Below are 20,152 nucleotides of genomic sequence, written 5' to 3'. Positions count from 1 at the left end.
GTCAACAGGTGTAGTGATCAATAGGTGTAGCGGCTAGCAGATTAAGCTTAACGAGGCTGGGGAAGAGGCCCTAACAACTCAAGAATTTTTTCAGCGGTTGACTGTGGTTGCTCCATTGGGAAGCAATGTGTGCCAGGGAATAACTGCCAACGAATCGCTGGATTCACCTTCGCCGCCCGGCGCGCTGATTTCGCAATAAAGCCATAACTGTCTTCGGCCACCAGAATATCGACTGGCACCTTAACACTGCGTACCGCATGCCATAGGCCCCGTGGATACGAGCCAAAAATACCGCCTTCCCAGGAAGGGTCACAACACAACTGACGCTGACCATTGACGTCTTTACTGGCCGTCTCAACGAAGGCACTTAACACCTCTGGCTGCCAGTTTTTATACAGGGACTTCTGCGATAAGTCGGCAAACATTTCATCGGTGTCCGCCCAACTGTTACGACGACGGCTGACCGAACGCACCAGTGCACTTCGCTTCCAGACTCCAGTTGCTCGCATGACTTGCTGACCCAGAATGATTTCTGGCGAAAACAAAACCGGATCTAACAAAATAATCCGCTTAAACAGTTCCGGATAACGCGCAGCCGCCAGCAGTGTCACCACACCACCCAACGAGTGGCCCACACCAATAACAGCGCCATCACCATGCGCTTGTGTTGCTTTGCCGCATAATTGAGTAAGGTTTTGCCGCAACGCTGCTGCAACCGAAGCCGCCATGCCCTGCCAGTCAGGCATCCGCTGCTTGGGTTGATCAGATCCACCATGGCCCGGCACATTGGTCAGAATCAATGGCCATGAATCTGGCAAACCGGCAGCAACACCACTCAAGGTCAATGCAGAGAAACCATTGCCGTGAAGAAAGTGAACCGGAGTTTCTTCGCTTTGGCCAGCACGAAAGTAACCATGTATCTGGTGGTCATGAGGATTGGTTGGGTCCGTTAATCGCCACTGAGATAAGCTTTCTGGCTTCAGCACAACATCACTTTGAGAATGAATGGTCATAAAACAACCTGAGACAGCAAAAAATGGTAGCCGATACTAAATTTGCTATTGATAAAACACCAGAGTAAATGTGCGCGTCTTGCCTGATGAATCCGCTCAAGAATCACCTGAAGGCTGGATTAGTCAAAGCGGACATTACAATAGCAGGAGCGATCAGTTGGCACAAAAAGCACACTGTTCAGATATTGCACAGAAAGGTGTTTGGTTTATGCTGAAAATACTGTTAACGGAAGAAACCGGAGTACTGACAATGACGTCTGCAAGCGCATTATCTGCTATCGAAGCCAATCGTAAGTTCACTCATCGCAAGGACGCTGAAGCCCGTTTATCCCAAGCTCAGCGCGACCTTGATGCCAGAGTCATCACACCGGAAGACTATCAACAAATCTGCGAAGACTGTCTGAAAATTATTCGCAGCAGCCAGAACTGATTTTTCTCAGGCTGCGACTGGGGTACCACTGTGGAAGCGGAAGGTCTCATCCGGTGATTCGATCAGCTCCTGCTCCAGTTCGCGGAACATCTGAACGCGCTCATCAATTGGTTCATCCGAGTATTGCGCGGCCAATCCCAAATAATCCTGATAATGGCGGCCTTCAGAGCGCAGCAAAGAGCGGTAAAACTTCTCAAGTTTCTCATCCAAGAACGGCGCTAACTTAGCAAAGCGCTCACATGAGCGGGCTTCGATAAAAGCGCCCACAATCAGAACGTCGACCAATTCTGAGACACCACCACCCTTTCTTACTGCATCACGCAGGCCAGAGGCATAGCGTGATGAAGAAATATGGCGGTAACGGATGCCACGTTCGGTCATGATGTTCACGACTTGCTCGAAGTGCAGCAGTTCTTCACGCGCCAGCTGACTCATCTTTTTCAGCAATTCTTCACGCTCAACGTGTTTATACATCAGGTTCATGGCGGTATTGGCGGCTTTCTTTTCGCAGTTGGCGTGATCAATCAGCAGGATTTCCTGCTCATTCAGCGCCTGAGCAATCCAGCTGTCGGGCGTTTCACAACCCAGAAACTCGTGAATTTCAGCCATTACTGCATCAATACTCATAGAAAACCTGCACCGCAAAAGAAAATAAAAAGCGGGCGGATTTTAAGGAAAAGCAGCACGGGCGACAATGACCAGGCGCAAGAATGATCAAATCCCCATTGCAGCCCAGCCCCTGCCACCGATAAAAGTACTATGCAGAATAATTTTTCTCGGCGCGGCGGCAAAAATTATTCTGTACAGGATCCGTGAATATTCCGCCTTCAAGAATAAAAAGAAAAACGCCGTATCTAAGAAGATAGCGCCTGCGATACTTGCCAACGCAGATCACTCAGATTAATCCCCAGCGGCACATCCAACCGCAAAGCCGCAAGAATGCGTGTCAGCAACGCCGTTTGCCAATGCTGAGTCAACTTATTTGCGGCTTTTCGATTAGCCGCATCACTGTCCAGCTGCTGCAGATTCACCAGAATGTTATCTAACGATTGGTATTGATCGAGCAAATGACCTGCGGTTTTTGGCCCGATTCCTTCGACGCCCGGCAAATGATTAGTACTGTCGCCGGTCATGGCCCAGTAATCCACCAGCTGACTCGGCTGCAGACCAAACTTCTGCTCCACCATTAACTCATCGTAAGTAAACCGATCAAAATGATTACGCACCTGAATACGACCGTTCACCAGCTGACAAAAACCTTTATCGGTCGACAGAATCATCACCGCCAGTCCGGCAAATGCCGCTTTATTGGCCAGCGTGGCAATCACGTCATCGGCTTCCCAACCTGCCAGATCAAGACAGGGCAAACCATTGGCGCGGAAATAACCACTGATGCTGTCTAACTGCTGCGTCAGTGCTTCCGGCATCGGCGGGCGGTTGAGTTTATAATCGGGCCACATCTGATGACGCCAGGTCTGGCATTTCTGTTCAAACACCATCACCACATGAGTAGCCTGAAATTGCTCAGCATTACGGGCAATGGCCGTCATGCAACGGGCCTGAGTGGCTTCAATCTGCAAATCCCCTTCCGGGGCCGCCGCGTAAATCCGGCGAATCAGGTTCATGGCATCAACGATTAATAATTTCATTCACTCAGCTCCTGTTGCCCCTGCCACAACTGATAATAACGACCCTGTTGTGCCATCAGAGCGTCGTGACTGCCCTGTTCAACAATCTGACCGGCTTCCAGCACCGCAATAATGTCGGCCTCAACAATGGTCGATAGTCGATGCGCAATAATCAGCGCAGTATGACCTTTAGAGACCTGACGAATAGCCTCCATAATGCCGCGTTCGGTATCAGAATCGAGTGACGACGTAGCTTCATCAAACACCATAATCGCCGGTTTTTTCAGCAACATCCGGGCAATGGCAATACGTTGTTTTTCACCGCCGGAGAGTTTCAGCCCCCGCTCCCCAACCCGCGTGTCCCAGCCTTTTTCGGCGTTATCGAGTAAGGTTTCCAGATGCGCCATACGAATCACCGCCATCAATTCCTCATCACTGGCATCAGGCTTGGCGTACAGCAGATTATTTTTCAACGTGTCGTTAAACAGCACGGTATCCTGCGGCACAATGCCGAGCTGCTGACGTAAGGCCTGTTGTGGCACATCAGCGATGGATTGACCATCGATGGTCACCGAACCACGATTCACGTCATAAAAGCGGAACAACAGCTTGGTCAGCGTCGATTTTCCCGCACCGCTGGAGCCGACTACCGCCAGTGTTTTACCGGCAGGAATGGTTAAATCCAGTTGCTGCAAAATAGCCCGTGGGGGTTGATAGCCAAAATCGACCTGTTGAAAACGAACTTCTCCAGCAGAAAGATTCAACGGCTGCGTGCCTTTGTCTGCCACCGTTGGCACTTCATCCAGCAACTCAAACATACGTTCAATATTGGCCATCGATGCTTTTATTTCGCGATAGACAAAACCAAGAAAATTCAGCGGTAAAAACAGCTGAAACATAAAGGCATTGACCAGCGTGAAGTCACCCAGTGTCATTTCACCGATGACCACATAATAAGCCGCAAACATCAGCATGGCCGACATCGCGATGGAGATAATGAGTGCCTGCCCGCCATTTAAACCAAACAGAGTCAGGCGATTTTTACGTCTCGCCTGCTCCCACTCGGCTAACGCTTGGTCATAAGCGTCACTTTCACGCTGCTCGGCGGTGAAATATTTCACCGTTTCGTAATTTAATAAGCTGTCCAGCGCCCGGGCATGCGTGCTTGAATCCGCCTGCGCAGCCTGGCGAATATAATGAGTACGCCACTCGGTCATTTTCACCGTGTAACCAACATAGGCAACAACCGCCAGCGCAGTGATCAGCGCAAAGACTGGCGGATAATTCAGCAATAACACACCAATTACCAGCGCCAGCTCCAGCAAAGTTGGGCCGATATTAAACACAAAAAATCGCATCAAAAAGCTGATGCCATTGGTGCCGCGTTCAATATCCCGCTGTAAGGCACCGGTTTGACGATCCAGATGAAAATCCAGACTCAACTGATGCAGGTGGCGAAACAACTTCAGCGACATCCGCCGCATAGCCCGTTCGGTCACACGACCAAACAACACATCCCGCACTTCGCCCATCAACACATTTAGAAAACGCACCGCACCATACGCAAGCAGCAATCCCAGCGGAAACCACAACCACCAGTTATCCGCCGCCGTGCTCTCCAGTGCAGACAAATGATCGACCTGATACTTCAGTAAAAATGGCATGGCGACACTGGCCAGCTTAGCCACCACCAGACACAACAAGGCTAAGATCACACGCCCGCGATATTCCATCAGATATGGCCATAGGCTTTGTAGCCAATGACGAATCCGCAGTTGTTCCGGTGCCTGGGTCGGGCCTTGTGAAAAGTGTTTCATCAAACTGTTACTCAGATGTGTTGCGATAACGGGCTGCTCGGGCTGGCATAGCATAGCAGAGCAAAACAGCCTATCAGTTCAGACGCGAAGAGTAAGGATGAGACGATTGTGATTCAACGGATTTACCACATTAAACGGGCATTACCGGAATTATTTGAGCTGGAGGAGTTAATTGAACAAGGGCGCGAACACCTGAGAGTGTCGGTTCCGGCACATATTCAGCACACCTATAAACACCAGCAAACGGTGCCGTTACCGTTTTATGTGTTAGAAGCCGGCTCAGACGCCCCTCTGGCACCAACACTGGTGCTGGTGGGCGGTGTCCATGGTATCGAGCGCATTGGCACTCAGGTGATTCTGTCGTTTTTACGCACTCTGCTGCAACGACTGGCGTGGGAACCGATTATTCACGAGCAGCTGGCACAAATCCGGCTGGTGATGATTCCGATTGTGAACCCCGGGGGCATGTGGCAAAACTCACGCTCTAACCCCAATGGGGTGGATCTGATGCGTAATGCCCCCGTCGACGCTGACGACAACACCTTTCTGGTGGGTGGCCAACGGCTCAGCAAACATCTGCCCTGGTATCGCGGCCGCAAAGACAATCAGATGGAAGCCGAGAATCAGGCGCTGACTCAGGCCATTCGTCAGGTTCTGAGTCACCAGAAACACGCCATCAGTCTCGACTGTCATTCGGGTTTTGGCGCAAAGGATCGCATCTGGTTTCCCTATGCCAAGCGCAAAAGCCCGTGGCCTAATCTGGCAGAAGCCTTTGCACTGACCGAATTATTTGAAACAACCTACCCTTATCACGATGTTTATCTGTTTGAGCCACAATCACAGTCGTACACCACTCATGGTGATATCTGGGATTATTTATACGACGACTACCTGGCAACACAGCCGGATGGGCTTTATTTACCGTTAACGCTGGAGATGGGCTCGTGGCTGTGGGTGCGCAAAAATCCACGCCATTTATTGCGTTATCACAGTTTGTTTAACCCGATTTTGCCACATCGGCATAACCGGATATTGCGTCGTCATTTGACCCTGTTCGATTTTTTATTATCGGCGGTACGCAGCATGCCGACCTGGGCTCCGACTCATATGGAAGAAAAAAGACAGCGCCATCATCAGGCGCTGAAACGTTGGTATCCAGACAGAGCCCATTCAAATTTACCGCCACAAGGAGCGTAAACTTGGGTAATGGCAGAGTCGGTGGAACACAAATGCAGAAAAATTGCGTATGATAACGCCCTGTTTTAATTGACGAAGTTTGGTTTCATGTTACGTCCTGCTCTGGTTGCTACGACCTTATCTCTGGCCACAAGCCTGCCCGCTCACGCTGAGTTTAATTTCGACATTGGCCTGGGCAGTGAATACCTGAAAAATGGTATCTCGCTGACAGAAGGCAAACCCGCCGTGCAAACCGGACTGACCTATATCCATGACAGCGGCTTGTATGGTGGTTTGTGGGCATCCAACATTGACCAAAAAGATAACGACATTGAAGCAGAAGGCAGTGCTTTTGCCGGCTGGTACCTGCCACTGACCGAAAGCTTAGCGCTGGATGCCGGAATCACGCACTACGATAATTTTGGTGGCGATGATTCCGAAGGACGCGGCTACGCAGAAGGTTTTGCCAAGCTGTTAGTCAATGATGCCTGGACCTTTGGTGTGCGCCAGAGTGACGATTTTCAAGGCACAGACGAAGAACACCGCTCTCTGGAAAGTGCCTACACCTACCAGACCGGAACCTTTTCCATTGAGTTCTACGTCGCTCAACACCGTTTTCTGAAAACCACAGAAACAGCCAATTACGGTGGCAGTCGTGATGATTATTGGCACTTCCGCGTTGGAGCGGGCCGCAGTTACAACAACTGGGATTATCGCCTCAAGCTGGAGCGCACCAATTTAGGTGGCGATTATGATGCCGGTACCGCCATCACATTCAGCCTGCATCGTTTCTTTAATTTCTGACCTGCCTATGCACAGTCGATGTCAGCCGGAGCAACTGTTATGACCCAAACCGCAGCTGACATCATCTTACTTCGCGGCTTAATCAGAAGCCGCTTCCACTGGGATCAGTTTCCCCAACAATTACAACAAGCTTTCCCGCAACACCGCATTCTGATGCCAGAGCTGGCTGGAAATGGCGAACGTTTTCAGGAAAATACCCCAAGTTCCATACACGCCATGATGCTGGATGTGCGCCAGCAAGTAGCTTTAGATCAGAGTCAGCAGGCTCAAATTCAAGAAATTCAGCCAGCTCAAAAGACTCAAACTGCAAAAATAGCCGAAAAAGCAGCTGCAGGAACAAAGCCTCCCGCGATTATTATTGCGATGTCGATGGGGGCCATGATGGCAACCGAATGGGCAACACACTATCCAAAAGAAGTGCAGCAACTGCATTTAATCAATACCAGTGCCGGACGGTTTTCCCTCCCCTGGCAACGCATGCAAACCCGTGCGTTTTTTTCCTTATTGCCCTCCATCGCTAATCAACAGCGATTGGAAAAGAAAATTATCGACTGGACGATTAATGTTCAAAAAGACGCGCAACTGACTCAACGCTGGCAAGATTTTTCACAGCAACATCCATTGTCGCTGCGCAATGCGGTCACTCAGTTATTAGCGGCCAGTCGCTACCGGGGCCAACCACACGCGCCAATTGATCACTGTTATTTTTATCACAGCCAGGGGGATCGGTTAGTTAACCCAAACTGTACCGCGGCCATTGCTCAGCACTGGAACAAACCCCTCGAACGCCACGGTTTTGCCGGGCATGATTTATCCATGGACGACAGCGCTTGGCTGATTAATAAACTCAAAGAAAATATTTTTTCGCAATCAGAAGTATTTTCCTAAACCAACAAAATATTGTTGTACCAGCCCATTACCCACCAACGGGCTATCGGACACTTCGTCATCGTATTGGAAGTGGCGCAAGCCAACATAGGCGCCCCACTTATTATCGGCCTGACCACCCCAGTGAAAATCGTAGGTGGCAATAACTTCCAACTCGGCAGAAAACCCGGCACCAGCGTCATAAACATCCTGCGTGGCACTGTTACGGATTTCGTCACGATCAATACCAAAGTAATAATCGTTAAAATCTTCCGTCTGGTATTGAGCACCAACCGTCGTCAGGATACGAAAACCGGCCACATCATCACGGCGATAAAATAACAGCTCTGCTTCCTGCGACTGGTGCGCGCCAGAAATATCCTGTAATACCGCTGCCCGGCCAACCCAGCCTGCACCTAAACGACGCCCAACCTGAAAGCCAATTTCCAACGCACTGTCACGCTGGTCTAAATCATAAGCCGACAGAACATCGCTATCGTCAATTTGATCATCGCTTAAACTGGTGTGAGTTCGCAGATTACCAATCACTGAGGCAAAGTTGGTACCGTCGCGATAAACCCCATAACCAATACGGTTGGCTTCAATAAAAAAATCACCATAACCGCCAAACACCAACAAGGCCGGATTCACTTCGACATCAACATCACGAAAGGCACTGTCACGAGCAACCGCGCCAACAGACCACAAGCCGGAGGCTGGCTCGGTAACGGTGTGCCAGAAACCGTCCTCACTATCTTCCGCCTGCGCCATGGGGATTACCGTTGCCATCATAAGGGTTCCGGCCAGACTGGCGGACTGAAGCGTTTTTGTAACGGTTGTTATTTTCATGAGTGGCCTTTAAAAATGATCGCTGCGACAAAAATAAGTCGTCGAATAAGTGACTGAATAGTTTTCAGACGCCAGTCACAAGCAAAAAGTTCAGATCAGCGATTTAAAACCTCGATCCAGCGCGGTTTAACCTGATCGGCTAACCAGTCACTGACATCACACACCGACAACTGGCCGCGCAACGCATCAATAACCGTCTCTACCGCCTGAGGCAAATCATCAACCGGGTAGCGATTCTGTTTGGGATATTGCTCCTGATAACACAAATCATCCGGCACCACTGGAATCGCTCCAGCGCTGCTGGCTTCCAGCATGGAAAGCCCCTGAAATTCATGTTTAGCCGTACTGGCAACCACCTGAGCCTGGTTCAGCCAGTATTGGTAATCCGCTTTTGATACCCGGCCATTAACCAGAATATGTCCGGCAAACTCATCTTCAATCTGCTTCAGTACTTCAGGCGTTTTCGGAGCACGATGGCCTAACAGTGCCAATGAAAACTCAATCCCCTGCTGTTTCAGCTGCCGCAAAATTTGTTGAAAGAAGTGTGGGTTTTTGTCGTATTCCCAGCGGTGGTTCCAAACAATTAAGTTCTGAGTTTTGGCAACCGCTGAAGTGGGAACAGCTCTGACCGGCACCGGCAACCAGCCGCATTTCTGCTGTAATTGTGCTGCCAGACCTACTGGTACCTGATCCGGTAGTTTTTTCATCAACTGCTCAACACCCGTAAGAAACGACTGCTGATTAAAACGGGAATTAAACCAGATCCGATCCGCTGCCAAAGCGCCATAGAGCTGCACCATTTGTGGATCTAACGACGAGTGTTGTCCTTCTCCGGTCGGGTAAGCAAATTGATTTTCGTGAAAATAATAATCGAGCGGCAAGTGCGCTAATGCCGGAAACAAACCACGAATGGTGCTGACATCCACCATCGACGTCGCCAAAATACGGTTCGGCTGCCAGTGCTGCAGCAACTCGGTTAACTCGTTCAGCCAGGACAGCGGATTACCACGAATACGCCAGCGAAAATAACGCCCGGGCAACTCCAGCACCCGCCATTCCACTCCGTGCTCGCCACCGATTTCCTGCTGCAGCCAATCGGCCCAATAAGCGTGACTGTCGGAACGATAAGCCGACAGCAATAGAATTTTCTGTTTCATGCCGGGCTTTATACCGTATTACCTCAGCACTCTCTATATTGCGCCAACAGTCTCTCTGCAGGTGCAACAGAAAGGTACCATTACCAAGCCGAGCCTGCCTGGATATACCAAACGGTTTCCTCCGGGCCGCGGGCGATATCTATCCCCATGTGAAAACCATACTGACGGGTCACGTTGTAGCGAAAGCCCGCCCCTCGCATTACCTGGTTGTCTGCCTCACGAATTTCGTCGAGTGCTTCCGACACTCGCCCGGCACCAGCAAAGGCCAATACACTCCAGCGGTAAGTTAACTGCCAGGTCAGTTCACTTTCTAATAACGCCATATGAGTCCCCTGATAACGCGCTGCCGGAATACCTCTCATATCCAGACCAGGACGAGCAAACGGTGGCAGACGCTGATCAGAATCAACCGCTTCACTATCAAAACGTACCCCCAAGCGCCATTGCTTCGCCAGCGGCCAATAGTTTAAGCCGGAAAAACGATACCAGTCGTAGTCGATATCACTGGCAATGGCATCACGGTACGCCACATAAGAGAAGTCATAATAATAGCCATCGGTGGGAGTAAACACGTTGTCACGCAGGTCCAGCTCAACACCAGCACCCAAGCCTGACGTTGTAATCTCACGGGTCGCCAGATCGTTAAGTTCTTGCAACAGGATACCCGTTGGGCTATCAGGTTGATCATCGAGTACATCACCGTCGAGACTCAGATCAGCATCCAAATAACGCTGAATCAGCCCTACAAAGATTGGTTTATCCTGAACCTGAAACTTCAATGTCTGAAAGACCGCCAGCGCTTCGGTTTTAATACCAACCGGCTTAGGTAACTCGACACCGCCGAGACTGTAATAGTCAACGGTGACATCGGCGACCCCGGCAGCTCCCCGGTAACGAATCCGCCCCTGATCAAAAAAACCCATGTGCCCGGCACCTAAAAAGGTGGAGCCGTTGCCGGTATAAGCTGCTGCAATGGCGGATACACTGGGTGGCAATAAGTGTTTACCTGCGTTCTCCCCCGACATGGCTTGCTTACGTGCCGCCGCTTCCTCGTCAGTTTCATGAAAAAACAAACCGGCAACACCCAACCCGGCGCCGACAGCCGGTTCAGTGATCACAATGGGAATCGGTAAGAAGCCAAACGCATTCTCCGACAGATATTGAGACATATCCGGATGCCCGTCGATTGGGTCAATAAACTGTTCAACATCCAGAGACCAGCTATTGGCCGCCAGAAAAAGCAATGCTGCGCACGATATACGTTGCCACAGATAACGATAAGACATAAAAGGAATTCCCTGAAGTTCGCGCGCGATCTAATCAAAATGTTGGCCAACACTCTATGCACTATCCGCAAATTCAGCGTCGGAAATATTGATACTCCGGGCTGAATTTTACGATCGTGTTAAAGACATCCACATGAATGGCTTCACTCAAGGCACAACTGCTGGCTACCTGATATGCAGCCTGATAGAGATCCGATTGCAAAAAATCCGCATCCGTTGGCAATTCTGATACCTCAGGACGAAACCGATAAGCCGCACGGCAAAAAGCCAGTGCAATTAATAACAGGCTTTCTTCAACCTGTGGCTCTGGCAAACCTGTTTGTGCCAGTGCTCGCTGTATCGCCACCACATCCGCTGAGGACTGATCCAGCGTGTTAATGACATTCAGAATCTGTTCATTGGTGGCCATAACATCCTCTCGACACAGGCATGACGCAGACCGCGAAAATCGTTACAATCGCCCGCTTTCCGCTTAGGTACTTATTCCTGCCAACGAGGTTACTGAATACAACGTTGGCATGTCAGCATTGTAACCTGAGTTGATTGCCTGAGCAGGCTTAATCGCCATATCTGATTCTTATTCCAATAATGCTCAGCAGCACCGTTTCGCTTGATTTGATAGAGGCCTGCCAATGAGCAACCCACCGATTTCCGAAGGCGCAAGCTTTGAATCTGATGCCAGTAACTTTGACCCTAGCAGCAGTGAGCTGCCCTCTAACGGCCGTGTTGGCATGGTTAGTTTGGGCTGTCCGAAAAATTCGGTCGACAGTGAAAAAATCCTGACTCAGCTGCAACTTAATGGCTACGAAATCAGCAACAACTACACCGATGCCGATGTGGTTGTGGTGAATACCTGCGGTTTTATCGACTCCGCCAAACAAGAATCGCTGGATGCCATTCGTGAAGCCATGACTGAAAATGGCAAAGTGATCGTGACCGGCTGCATGGGTAAAGGCGCCGATGCGGAACTGATCAAAGAAGAAAACCCGGGCGTATTAGCCATTACCGGTGCTCATGCCTACGAAGAAGTGATGGATGCGGTACATGAATGGGTACCACCGACACAAGATCACAATCCGTTTATCGATTTGGTGCCGGAAGAAGGCGTAAAACTGACCCCGCGTCATTATTCGTATCTGAAGATTTCCGAAGGCTGCAACCACAGCTGTACCTTCTGCATTATCCCGGATATGCGCGGCAAATTAGTCAGCCGTCCGGTGGGTGATGTGCTTGATGAAGCCAAACGTCTGGTGGCAGCCGGCACTAAAGAGTTATTGGTGATTTCTCAGGATACTTCGGCCTACGGTGTGGATGTGAAATACCGTACTGGTTTCTGGGATGGCATGCCGGTGAAAACCAAGCTTTACGATTTGTGTAATCAGATGAGCAAACTGGGTGCCTGGGTACGTTTGCATTATGTGTACCCGTATCCAAGCGTGGATGACATCATGCCGCTGATGGCCGAAGGCAAAGTGCTGCCGTATCTGGACATTCCCTTCCAGCACGCCAGCCCACGCATTTTGAAGCTGATGAAGCGCCCGGCTCATGCGGAAAACACCCTGGAACGCATTAAGAAATGGCGCGAGCAAGTGCCTAACCTGGTATTACGCTCGACGTTTGTGGTGGGTTTCCCGGGTGAAACCGAAGAAGACTTCCAGATCCTGCTCGACTGGCTGGACGAAGCCGAGTTAGATCGGGTTGGCTGCTTTAAATACAGCCCGGTTGAAGGCGCTAAGGCCAATGAACTGCCGGATCATATCCCAGAAGATATTCAACAAGAGCGCTGGGAACGCTTTATGGCCAAAGCGCAAGAAATCAGTAACCGTAAATTAGCACGACGTATTGGCCAAACCATGACGGTATTGATCGATGAAGTCGACGAAGAAGGCGCAATCGGCCGCACGTATGCGGATGCGCCAAACATCGACGGCATGGTGTATCTGAATGGCTTTCAGGATTGCCAGCCGGGTGACATGATCGACGTGGTAATTGAGCACTCTGATGAATACGATTTATGGGGCAGTCCACTATCAGCCTGAGATCTTAAACAACCGAGGCAAAATCAGCCTGATACCCAAATAAGAATGAGGGCTAAACGCCCTCATTCATCCAGCAGGAATGTTCTTCGCCGACCTGGCGCATCACCAGTAGCACCTGCCCTACGTCGATACCAAACTTCGACATCATGGTTTCGTTCACCACCACACCCTCAGCAACCTGATACATACGATCCGTCATGGTCAGCGATAGGGTTTCTGGTTTGCCAGAATCGTCAACGCCAGTCTGATAATTCAGCTGATAATCCATATGAATGGCATTACCGGAAAACTCCATGCGTGTGGCTTGTGGCACATCTGTGGCGGATGCTGAATAAGCGACAACGGTCTCATCCTCCATCAGCGGTGCCAGCGTCCAGGTACGGTATTCAATTCCGTCGTTAAAACGAAATTCTTCGGCTAAGGTGCCGACTCCATCGCTATCCCAGCTGGCAATAATCTCGGCATTAAAGTGGCGAATCTGCTGTCCGGAATAATCACGTACCACCCCATCTGCGCAAATCTTTCCTTCAAAAAAGGTGCGAGGGTTTAACTCGTGGGGGAATGATTCATTGGTCGACACTTCAACACTGCCACAAGCGGCTAATGCAGAAGACGACAAAACAAGAAGATAACGGTATAACATAAAACACCTATACATGATTTATACAACCAATATACAGGTGTTTTATTGTGAATACAGATCAGGCGGCGTAAAGATTGATCAACCAACCAATAAACAATACCTGGGGCACTGAGATTAATGGCAAAAACAGCGCTATTTTCCAGCTCTGAGTGGTATCCCGCAGCGCCATAATTTCAGTGTAATCCGTCGCGGCACCGGCCATCAGGAAGGTAAAGGCATTGCCCGGCGCACCGGCCCGGTTAACCAGATCAGCGGCAATCGGGCTGGAGCCTTCAGAGCACACTTCAATCACTGTTGTTGCCAGCAAAGTCAGGAATAAGCCAGACAGGCTGGCACCAAACCACACACCAAAGCTGTCTTCTGGCACAAAAGCACGAATCAGAGCCACCAGCACAATGCCGAAGAATACCCAGCGCAGCACCATTTTTGATTCTTTTAACCCCTGCCAGAACATGGCCGCTAACGCCTTAGCGCTCCAGTCTTGCTCACGCCAGGTTGATTTTAAGGTTGGCCAAAATGGAATTTGAGTGAATTCCTGTTGATGAGGGTTATCGGGTAAGGTGCCGCGTTCGACCAGCCGATCGAATAGCCAACCACTGATCCAGGCGATCACCATCGAAGCCACAATAAACAGTAGCGTCAGTGGCAAGCCAATCAAGCCCACCAAAATTAACGTCAGCGTCAATGAATTCCACGGACTGGCAATCAGAAATGCCATCACCTGGCCAATACTGGCGCCACGCTCATACAGCTTCATGCCCACCATTAAAATGCCGTGATTACATAAATCCAGCATCAACCCAGCCAGTGTGGCGCGGAATAAACCTCGTTTTGTGCCACCACGGCCTAACACCGACATAATCAGTTCTCGTGGAATCCGACCCAGCAAGCCAACAAAAAAAGCGGCTGACAAAATCCCCCACCACATGGCGTTAACCATCTCATAAGACGTGTGAATCATGGTTTGCCACCAAACCAGAGGCTGTGCCATATGCTCGTGGCCACTTTCGACATAACCACTGCCCACAAAACCACTTTCCAGCCACAAAAACAGCAGATAGCCCAATACAACGGCGGGCGCACAAACCACAAATATCCAGTCTGTTTTCGGCTTACCACCATCAGAGGGGGCACAACAGCTGCCCGACATAGCTTCTGGTGCTGTCTGAGCATTGGTTGCAGAACCCTTGGCTACCGAGCCACAGCATCCAGGCGCAGATGTCGTAGTCATCTTATTTTCGGATGGGCAACACGAGGATGCAGAAGTGTTTTCAGGTTTATCGCAACACGACATTGTTTTCTCCGGAAACTCATTGCGAGTCGATGATACCGGGCTTTCTTACTCTGTGATAACCCGCTGAATCAAGGTTCAGTCCTACCATAACAGCAAAACGGTGTTTACCTTCTATACTTTTGAATAATCCAGGGTGTTCTGAATAATCTAGGGTGCTCTGAACAATTCAGAAGCGCTTAGATTTCAGAAGCACCTAGATTTCAGGGTTCCACCGGAGCACCAAAAATTTCATGCTGACTATTCGCAAAATCGCACTGATATTATCGGGCATCTACCTGCTGCTATTGTTCGCTGGGTTTGTGATTTCGCGTGCCGTGTGGTTCTACCCACAAGAACTGGACAAGATACAGCATATTCAGCAACGGGAAATAAACAGCATTACCGGCCTGGTCTCTCTACACCTGCTACAACAGCTGAGTGTGACCATCGATTATGCCCAATGGAATGATGTCTATGCCTTTGTTGCTTCCGACGGCAAACTGGATCAGGCACCTAATATTGTGGCCGCCAACTACACCAGCCTGGGCCTTTCAGCCAGCGCCATTTTGAACAACGATGGCGATATTTTACTCAGCCAACAATTACAGAATGGCGATTTCCTTAGTGAAGAATCATCCCCTATCAGCCACTGGGTACAACAACAATCGAAAGACCAAACCATCCAGCAGCTGGCACAAACAGCCGGTATTTATCGGGTTGATGAAAAACTGTATATCATCTCTATTGCGGAGATCAGTAACTCAGCCGCGGACATCACCAGCAATGGATATTTTCTGTTTGCCAAACCATTATCAAAATCATTCTGGCATCAAATACAAGACATTACCGGAGTCACTTTTGCCACTTACAGCAACCCAGCAAGTGACTGCACACCCGCCGACGTAGCTATTACAGAATTGCAGCAATCAGTAAAACGTTGCCTGACCAACCCACTGGGCAAAGCACCGGTTCAATTAGAAGTTCGTGTTCCCAACAGCCTGATGCCCCAGTTGATTCCCAATGAACTTTACCTCACTTATATTCTGGTCGCGGTTATTCCGCTGATCCTGTATCTCGCTTTTCTGGGCCTGGTGACCGAGCCACTGCGCTACGTTACTTATCATTTACGCCGCTCTAATATCAAACCCTTACCAGAACTGAATCCATTGCCATTTATTCAGGTTAAAGAACTCAAAGAATTACGCTCCACCTTTAACGACCTTCAGTCACGGGTGCAAAAACAACGCTCTGAACTGACCGAATTATCACTGACCGATGAACTGAGCGGCATTTGTAACCGGCGGGCATTTGAAGACAAGCTGCAACAAGCCTGGCGCCGCAGCCAGCGACACCAACAAAACATCGCGCTAATCCTGATCGACATTGATCACTTCAAGCAATTTAATGACATTTATGGCCATCAATTAGGTGACCAGGTTATCCGGCAGGTCGGTAAGGCATTAGAGTCGTGCACTCAACGTCAGGATGAATACGCCTTCCGCTACGGCGGCGAGGAGTTTGTTTTATTGTGCTATCTGCGCAATCAGGACGATCTCAGCGCTCTGAACGCATTGATACAAAACAAGATTCGTGCATTGGATATTCCACATAAAGGTTCAACCACCAGCGACCGACTGACCGTCAGTTTTGGCATTGCCTGGCTGAAAGAAACTGGCAGCTGGCTGCAAAATCTCAACACCGATGACTGGTTTCGCGCGGCAGATGCCGCTCTTTATTCGGCCAAGGATGCAGGGCGGAATTGCTGCCGCTGCACCCTGATTGATCAACATACCGAAATTACAGAGTCACCTGTATTTCAGCTACCACCGACAAAGCCTTCTCCTTAGCCGCTTCGACCGTCTGGTCTTTTGCTAAGGCTACCCCGAGGCGGCGTTTACCCTGAACCTCTGGCTTACCAAATAAACGCAGCTGAGTATCTGCCACCGCCAGCGCTTTACCCAAACCAGCGTATTGCATTTGCTGTGATTCACCGGCAACCAATAACACGGCCGACGCGGATGGGCCATGTTGGCGAATATTCGGAATCGGCAATCCCAAAATAGCGCGAGCGTGTAATGCAAATTCCGACAGGTCCTGCGAAATCAGCGTCACCAGCCCGGTATCATGAGGGCGTGGCGAAACTTCTGAGAAAATCACGTCTTCGCCTTTAATAAACAGTTCTACACCAAACAGCCCCAAACCACCGAGTTCACTGGTTACCTGCTCAGCTATTTGCTGAGCCTTTTCCAGCGCAACTTGTGACATGGCCTGTGGCTGCCAGGACTCCTGATAATCGCCGTCTTGCTGGCGATGACCAATGGGTTCACAGAAGCTGGTAATGGTCTCACCCTGTTCGTTGTGGTGGCGAATGGTCAGCAGAGTGATTTCAAAATCAAAGTCGACAAAACCTTCAACAATCACTTTGCCTTTTCCAGCACGGCCACCTTCCTGAGCATAATCCCAGGCGGCTTTTAATTGCCCGGCTTCGCGCACAAAACTCTGGCCCTTACCAGAAGAGCTCATAATCGGCTTCACCAGACACGGAAAACCAATGCGCTCTGCCGCTGCCAGAAACTCCGCTTCGGTGGCTGCAAATTCATAAGAAGACGTAGGGATATTGAGTGTCTCTGCAACCAGACGACGAATGCCTTCACGATTCATCGTTAGCTGAGTGGCCCGTGCCGTTGGCACAATATTCACACCCTCAGACTCCAGCTGCGCCAGCGTATCAGTGGCAATAGCTTCAATTTCAGGCACCACCAGTTGCGGCTGCTCCTGTTCAATCACACGACGCAGTGCTTCACCATCCAGCATACTGATCACATGGCTGCGATCCGCGACCTGCATCGCCGGTGCGTTGGCGTAACGATCCACCGCAATAACTTCACAACCCAGGCGTTGCAACTCAATAGCGACTTCCTTGCCCAATTCTCCGGCACCGCATAGCAGCACTCGGGTGGCAGTTGACGAAAAAGGGGTTCCGATAGTGGTCATGTGTTACTCATTATTCTGAATACAAAGAAATAAAAATGTTCGTTGAAAATCGGCTGATTCAGGAAGCAATAAAATTGCCTGAAGCACGCTCCCGCTCACCGACTTTTTTTAACACCGCCTGCTTCTCTTCGTTACTGTAACGACTCCAGCCGGTAATTTCTGCGGCACTGCGATAGCAACCAATGCACACATCCTGATCATCCAATGCACAGATATAGACGCACGGGCTTGGCACATCTGCGCTTGGCTCAGCTTTGCTGTTCGTGGGCATGGCTTTGCGGTTCATGGACTCGTCTGTGGTCACCGTTACATCTCCAGCGGCTTTAATTGTTGCGAAAAACGCTGAGCATTATGCACATAATGCGCAGCACTGGCTTCCAGCATTTTTTTCTGTCCGTCGCTGAGCTGACGCTTGATTTTAGCCGGAGAACCTACCACCAGAGAGCCATCCGGGATTTCCATACCTTCCGGCACCAGTGCATTTGCACCAATAATGCAATGTTTGCCTATTTTGGCGCCATTGAGCACCACGGCATTGATACCAATCAGAGAATAATCCCCGACGGTACAACCGTGCAGCATCACTTTATGCCCTACGGTTACACCAGTACCCAGTGTTAAGGCATAACCCGGATCACTGTGTAATACCGAGCCATCCTGAATATTAGTTTGTGCTCCCACCGTGATAGGTTCGTTATCACCACGTAACACGGCGTTAAACCAGACATTGGATTGCTCCAGCAAACGAACATTACCAATCACACTGGCATTATCAGCCACAAATACCTGCTCGCCCCTCTCGGGGATTAAATCGCCTAACTGATAAAACATACACGGTTACTCATAGTTGTTATTGGTTATATCCGATACTCAATATCGGCATCCCAGAGATGGTTCATCATCTCGGTGATCATCATTGCCGTCAGCCCCCAGATGTGAAACTCCTGGTAATCAAAGCTGGGAATTTTCACTTGCTGGTGCTCAAAATAACTGGAAGGAGGTTGCTGAAACAGGCTGATTGGCGTGCAGAATACCGCATCGAGTTCAGCTTCATTCGCGTCAAATTCAAGCCCGGGTGGTATCAGTGCCAACACAGGTGTGACCAGATAACCAAAGCGCGACACGACCTGATCCATAACACCAATGACACGAACGTCGCCAGGCCTGAGGGCAACCTCTTCTTCGGCTTCCCGCAAGGCCGTGGCAATGATGCTTTCATCTTCCGGGTCACGTTTGCCTCCCGGAAACGCCACTTCTCCCTGATGAGTGGATAAATGACTGGCCCGGCGCGTGAGCAATAAACGTGGCTCATCTTCATCGGTAATGGCCACCAAGACCCCGGCTTCGGCCAGATCCGGTTGCTGAATTTCGCGCGGGCTTCGACTGGCGAGGCGCCCGGCCAATTGCTGATATAAGTCGGAGTTATTCATTTCGCTATTGTAAGCGAAACCATAGCCAGCAATACAGTTAGATCATTTATTCATTAACGATCGTTTATCAATGACTCAATGACATACTTATAGATAACAACTCACCAACGGTTTCAGCTTTAACTCTTTGTTTTAAAACAATTTTCCAAATGAAGCAAAAAGCGTCAAAAAAACATTGCTATATTTTTCAACAACTTAGATCGTAAAAAACAAAGAATTACAAGATTTTGACGCCTCGAAATACCCAGTAGACTAGTTTTGACACTTTTCAAGTTTTTGACCTTCGGGTGCAGGAGAACAGGATGGGACTTCCTTCTTTTGATGACATGCTGAAACTGGCACAAAACAATCCAGAGCAACTGGAACAGCTGCGCCAGCAACTGGTCAGCAACCTGATCAGTAGCGCCCCGCAAGCTTACCAACGTCGACTGCGTGGGCTGCAATTTCAGATTGATGCCGAACGCCAGATTGCTTCAAATCCGATGTCTTCCTGTATTCGTATTTCTAAAATGATGCACGATTGCTTGTTTGAGCTGAAACAAGTGATTGAACCAGAAACACAAAAGCAGCCACCTTCACGCTCCTCTGCAAAACAGGCAGCTTCCGAAATTCAATCAGCCGCACAAATCCTGCCCTTTGCTGTCCGGGCCTGATGACCGATCAAACGTGAAGCATTATTCATAGGCTGTTTCCGCCAGGCTGGGGTTTCTCTTATACTGACGGCCTGATCAACCCGGATACCCCTG

At 49.8% G+C, this 20,152-nt stretch carries 21 protein-coding genes; 7 read left to right on the top strand and 14 right to left on the bottom strand.

The annotated features are described in order from the left end of the window. Positions 1–47: 47 nt before the first annotated feature. Entirely contained in the window at positions 48–1,013 is a 966-nt protein-coding gene (locus tag KFF03_RS08440) for an alpha/beta fold hydrolase (RefSeq protein ID WP_255860642.1), read from the bottom strand. Between the two features lie 208 nt (positions 1,014–1,221). On the opposite strand from KFF03_RS08440, the gene KFF03_RS08435 reads away from it, so the two are divergent. Continuing rightward, a complete protein-coding gene (locus KFF03_RS08435; RefSeq protein ID WP_255860641.1) occupies positions 1,222–1,443 on the top strand; it encodes a hypothetical protein in 222 nt (73 codons plus the stop codon). 6 nt (positions 1,444–1,449) lie between these two features. On the opposite strand, the gene KFF03_RS08430 is transcribed toward KFF03_RS08435, so the two are convergent. The 3 genes from KFF03_RS08430 to KFF03_RS08420 form a co-directional block, all read right to left on the bottom strand. Continuing rightward, complete coding sequence (locus KFF03_RS08430; protein WP_255860640.1) at positions 1,450–2,070, bottom strand: tRNA-(ms[2]io[6]A)-hydroxylase; 621 nt, start codon at positions 2,068–2,070, stop codon at positions 1,450–1,452. 227 nt (positions 2,071–2,297) lie between these two features. After that, a complete protein-coding gene (gene xni / locus KFF03_RS08425; RefSeq protein WP_255860639.1) occupies positions 2,298–3,092 on the bottom strand; it encodes a flap endonuclease Xni in 795 nt (264 codons plus the stop codon). Further along, positions 3,089–4,888, bottom strand: coding sequence for an ABC transporter ATP-binding protein/permease (locus tag KFF03_RS08420; protein WP_255860638.1), 1,800 nt, complete (start codon positions 4,886–4,888; stop codon positions 3,089–3,091). The genes xni and KFF03_RS08420 overlap by 4 nt, the downstream gene beginning before the upstream one ends. Before the next feature lie 108 nt (positions 4,889–4,996). Between KFF03_RS08420 and KFF03_RS08415 the strand changes: the two genes are divergently transcribed. The 3 genes from KFF03_RS08415 to KFF03_RS08405 all read left to right on the top strand — a co-directional run bounded on the left by KFF03_RS08415 (position 4,997) and on the right by KFF03_RS08405 (position 7,756). Continuing rightward, positions 4,997–6,085 carry a M14 family metallopeptidase gene (locus KFF03_RS08415; RefSeq protein ID WP_255860637.1) on the top strand — a complete coding sequence of 363 codons (1,089 nt, stop codon included), beginning with the start codon at positions 4,997–4,999 and terminating at the stop codon, positions 6,083–6,085. An 87-nt stretch (positions 6,086–6,172) separates the two neighbouring features. Further along, entirely contained in the window at positions 6,173–6,868 is a 696-nt protein-coding gene (locus tag KFF03_RS08410; protein WP_255860635.1) for a TorF family putative porin, read from the top strand. Between the two features lie 39 nt (positions 6,869–6,907). Continuing rightward, positions 6,908–7,756, top strand: coding sequence for an alpha/beta fold hydrolase (locus tag KFF03_RS08405; RefSeq protein ID WP_255860633.1), 849 nt, complete (start codon positions 6,908–6,910; stop codon positions 7,754–7,756). Here the strand turns inward: KFF03_RS08405 and KFF03_RS08400 are convergent. From KFF03_RS08400 to KFF03_RS08385, 4 genes are all read right to left on the bottom strand, one after another. After that, a complete protein-coding gene (locus tag KFF03_RS08400; protein ID WP_255860632.1) occupies positions 7,739–8,527 on the bottom strand; it encodes a MipA/OmpV family protein in 789 nt (262 codons plus the stop codon). The genes KFF03_RS08405 and KFF03_RS08400 overlap by 18 nt on opposite strands. Positions 8,528–8,679: 152 nt before the next feature. After that, positions 8,680–9,741 (bottom strand): DUF3524 domain-containing protein, encoded by a 1,062-nt coding sequence (locus KFF03_RS08395; RefSeq protein WP_255860631.1) that lies wholly within the window; start codon positions 9,739–9,741, stop codon positions 8,680–8,682. Between the two features lie 80 nt (positions 9,742–9,821). Continuing rightward, the gene (locus tag KFF03_RS08390) at positions 9,822–11,027 is read right to left on the bottom strand and encodes a BamA/TamA family outer membrane protein (RefSeq protein WP_255860630.1); all 1,206 of its coding nucleotides are present in this window, start codon (positions 11,025–11,027) and stop codon (positions 9,822–9,824) included. A gap of 73 nt (positions 11,028–11,100) precedes the next feature. Further along, on the bottom strand, positions 11,101–11,436 hold the full coding sequence (locus KFF03_RS08385) for a hypothetical protein (protein WP_255860627.1): 336 nt from the start codon (positions 11,434–11,436) through the stop codon (positions 11,101–11,103). A gap of 322 nt (positions 11,437–11,758) precedes the next feature. On the opposite strand from KFF03_RS08385, the gene rimO reads away from it, so the two are divergent. Beyond that, positions 11,759–13,066: a 30S ribosomal protein S12 methylthiotransferase RimO gene (rimO, locus tag KFF03_RS08380; RefSeq protein WP_255860874.1), complete on the top strand. Its 1,308-nt coding sequence runs from the start codon at positions 11,759–11,761 to the stop codon at positions 13,064–13,066. A 52-nt stretch (positions 13,067–13,118) separates the two neighbouring features. Here rimO and KFF03_RS08375 read toward each other — a convergent pair whose 3' ends face one another. Beyond that, positions 13,119–13,709, bottom strand: a complete 591-nt coding sequence (locus KFF03_RS08375; protein ID WP_255860626.1) for a DUF3833 family protein — start codon at positions 13,707–13,709, stop codon at positions 13,119–13,121. A 58-nt stretch (positions 13,710–13,767) separates the two neighbouring features. After that, positions 13,768–14,940 carry a permease gene (locus tag KFF03_RS08370; RefSeq protein WP_255860624.1) on the bottom strand — a complete coding sequence of 391 codons (1,173 nt, stop codon included), beginning with the start codon at positions 14,938–14,940 and terminating at the stop codon, positions 13,768–13,770. Positions 14,941–15,233: 293 nt separating this feature from the next. On the opposite strand from KFF03_RS08370, the gene KFF03_RS08365 reads away from it, so the two are divergent. Continuing rightward, the gene (locus tag KFF03_RS08365) at positions 15,234–16,829 is read left to right on the top strand and encodes a diguanylate cyclase domain-containing protein (RefSeq protein WP_255860623.1); all 1,596 of its coding nucleotides are present in this window, start codon (positions 15,234–15,236) and stop codon (positions 16,827–16,829) included. On the opposite strand, the gene purT is transcribed toward KFF03_RS08365, so the two are convergent. The 4 genes from purT to KFF03_RS08345 are packed head-to-tail and all read right to left on the bottom strand — an operon-like array spanning position 16,780 to position 19,406. Beyond that, the gene (purT, locus tag KFF03_RS08360) at positions 16,780–17,976 is read right to left on the bottom strand and encodes a formate-dependent phosphoribosylglycinamide formyltransferase (RefSeq protein ID WP_255860619.1); all 1,197 of its coding nucleotides are present in this window, start codon (positions 17,974–17,976) and stop codon (positions 16,780–16,782) included. The genes KFF03_RS08365 and purT overlap by 50 nt on opposite strands. 58 nt (positions 17,977–18,034) lie before the next feature. Beyond that, complete coding sequence (locus KFF03_RS08355; RefSeq protein WP_370647464.1) at positions 18,035–18,280, bottom strand: DUF1289 domain-containing protein; 246 nt, start codon at positions 18,278–18,280, stop codon at positions 18,035–18,037. Between the two features lie 2 nt (positions 18,281–18,282). Then, positions 18,283–18,807 (bottom strand): gamma carbonic anhydrase family protein, encoded by a 525-nt coding sequence (locus KFF03_RS08350; protein WP_255860618.1) that lies wholly within the window; start codon positions 18,805–18,807, stop codon positions 18,283–18,285. Between the two features lie 26 nt (positions 18,808–18,833). Next, positions 18,834–19,406 (bottom strand): CoA pyrophosphatase, encoded by a 573-nt coding sequence (locus KFF03_RS08345; RefSeq protein ID WP_255860617.1) that lies wholly within the window; start codon positions 19,404–19,406, stop codon positions 18,834–18,836. A gap of 302 nt (positions 19,407–19,708) precedes the next feature. Here KFF03_RS08345 and KFF03_RS08340 point away from each other — a divergent pair, with 302 nt between their 5' ends. Beyond that, positions 19,709–20,059 (top strand): DUF3135 domain-containing protein, encoded by a 351-nt coding sequence (locus KFF03_RS08340; protein ID WP_255860616.1) that lies wholly within the window; start codon positions 19,709–19,711, stop codon positions 20,057–20,059. Positions 20,060–20,152 lie beyond the last annotated feature (93 nt).

It is taken from the genome of Bacterioplanoides sp. SCSIO 12839 (assembly GCF_024397975.1).
GTDB lineage: Bacteria > Pseudomonadota > Gammaproteobacteria > Pseudomonadales > Oceanobacteraceae > Bacterioplanoides.
Note: the sequence above shows the minus strand (reverse complement) of the source record. Positions and strands in the feature narration are given on the sequence as shown.

What these genes read in the sequence shown, in the direction of transcription:
- KFF03_RS08440 (WP_255860642.1), bottom strand. Translation starts at nt 1,013, where the DNA reads ATGACCATTCATTCTCAAAGTGATGTTGTGCTGAAGCCAGAAAGCTTA.
- KFF03_RS08435 (WP_255860641.1), top strand. Translation starts at nt 1,222, where the DNA reads ATGCTGAAAATACTGTTAACGGAAGAAACCGGAGTACTGACAATGACG.
- KFF03_RS08430 (WP_255860640.1), bottom strand. Translation starts at nt 2,070, where the DNA reads ATGAGTATTGATGCAGTAATGGCTGAAATTCACGAGTTTCTGGGTTGT.
- xni (WP_255860639.1), bottom strand. Translation starts at nt 3,092, where the DNA reads ATGAAATTATTAATCGTTGATGCCATGAACCTGATTCGCCGGATTTAC.
- KFF03_RS08420 (WP_255860638.1), bottom strand. Translation starts at nt 4,888, where the DNA reads ATGAAACACTTTTCACAAGGCCCGACCCAGGCACCGGAACAACTGCGG.
- KFF03_RS08410 (WP_255860635.1), top strand. Translation starts at nt 6,173, where the DNA reads ATGTTACGTCCTGCTCTGGTTGCTACGACCTTATCTCTGGCCACAAGC.
- KFF03_RS08405 (WP_255860633.1), top strand. Translation starts at nt 6,908, where the DNA reads ATGACCCAAACCGCAGCTGACATCATCTTACTTCGCGGCTTAATCAGA.
- KFF03_RS08400 (WP_255860632.1), bottom strand. Translation starts at nt 8,527, where the DNA reads ATGATGGCAACGGTAATCCCCATGGCGCAGGCGGAAGATAGTGAGGAC.
- KFF03_RS08395 (WP_255860631.1), bottom strand. Translation starts at nt 9,741, where the DNA reads ATGAAACAGAAAATTCTATTGCTGTCGGCTTATCGTTCCGACAGTCAC.
- KFF03_RS08390 (WP_255860630.1), bottom strand. Translation starts at nt 11,027, where the DNA reads ATGTCTTATCGTTATCTGTGGCAACGTATATCGTGCGCAGCATTGCTT.
- KFF03_RS08385 (WP_255860627.1), bottom strand. Translation starts at nt 11,436, where the DNA reads ATGGCCACCAATGAACAGATTCTGAATGTCATTAACACGCTGGATCAG.
- rimO (WP_255860874.1), top strand. Translation starts at nt 11,759, where the DNA reads ATGGTTAGTTTGGGCTGTCCGAAAAATTCGGTCGACAGTGAAAAAATC.
- KFF03_RS08375 (WP_255860626.1), bottom strand. Translation starts at nt 13,709, where the DNA reads ATGTTATACCGTTATCTTCTTGTTTTGTCGTCTTCTGCATTAGCCGCT.
- KFF03_RS08370 (WP_255860624.1), bottom strand. Translation starts at nt 14,940, where the DNA reads ATGACTACGACATCTGCGCCTGGATGCTGTGGCTCGGTAGCCAAGGGT.
- KFF03_RS08365 (WP_255860623.1), top strand. Translation starts at nt 15,234, where the DNA reads ATGCTGACTATTCGCAAAATCGCACTGATATTATCGGGCATCTACCTG.
- purT (WP_255860619.1), bottom strand. Translation starts at nt 17,976, where the DNA reads ATGACCACTATCGGAACCCCTTTTTCGTCAACTGCCACCCGAGTGCTG.
- KFF03_RS08350 (WP_255860618.1), bottom strand. Translation starts at nt 18,807, where the DNA reads ATGTTTTATCAGTTAGGCGATTTAATCCCCGAGAGGGGCGAGCAGGTA.
- KFF03_RS08345 (WP_255860617.1), bottom strand. Translation starts at nt 19,406, where the DNA reads ATGAATAACTCCGACTTATATCAGCAATTGGCCGGGCGCCTCGCCAGT.
- KFF03_RS08340 (WP_255860616.1), top strand. Translation starts at nt 19,709, where the DNA reads ATGGGACTTCCTTCTTTTGATGACATGCTGAAACTGGCACAAAACAAT.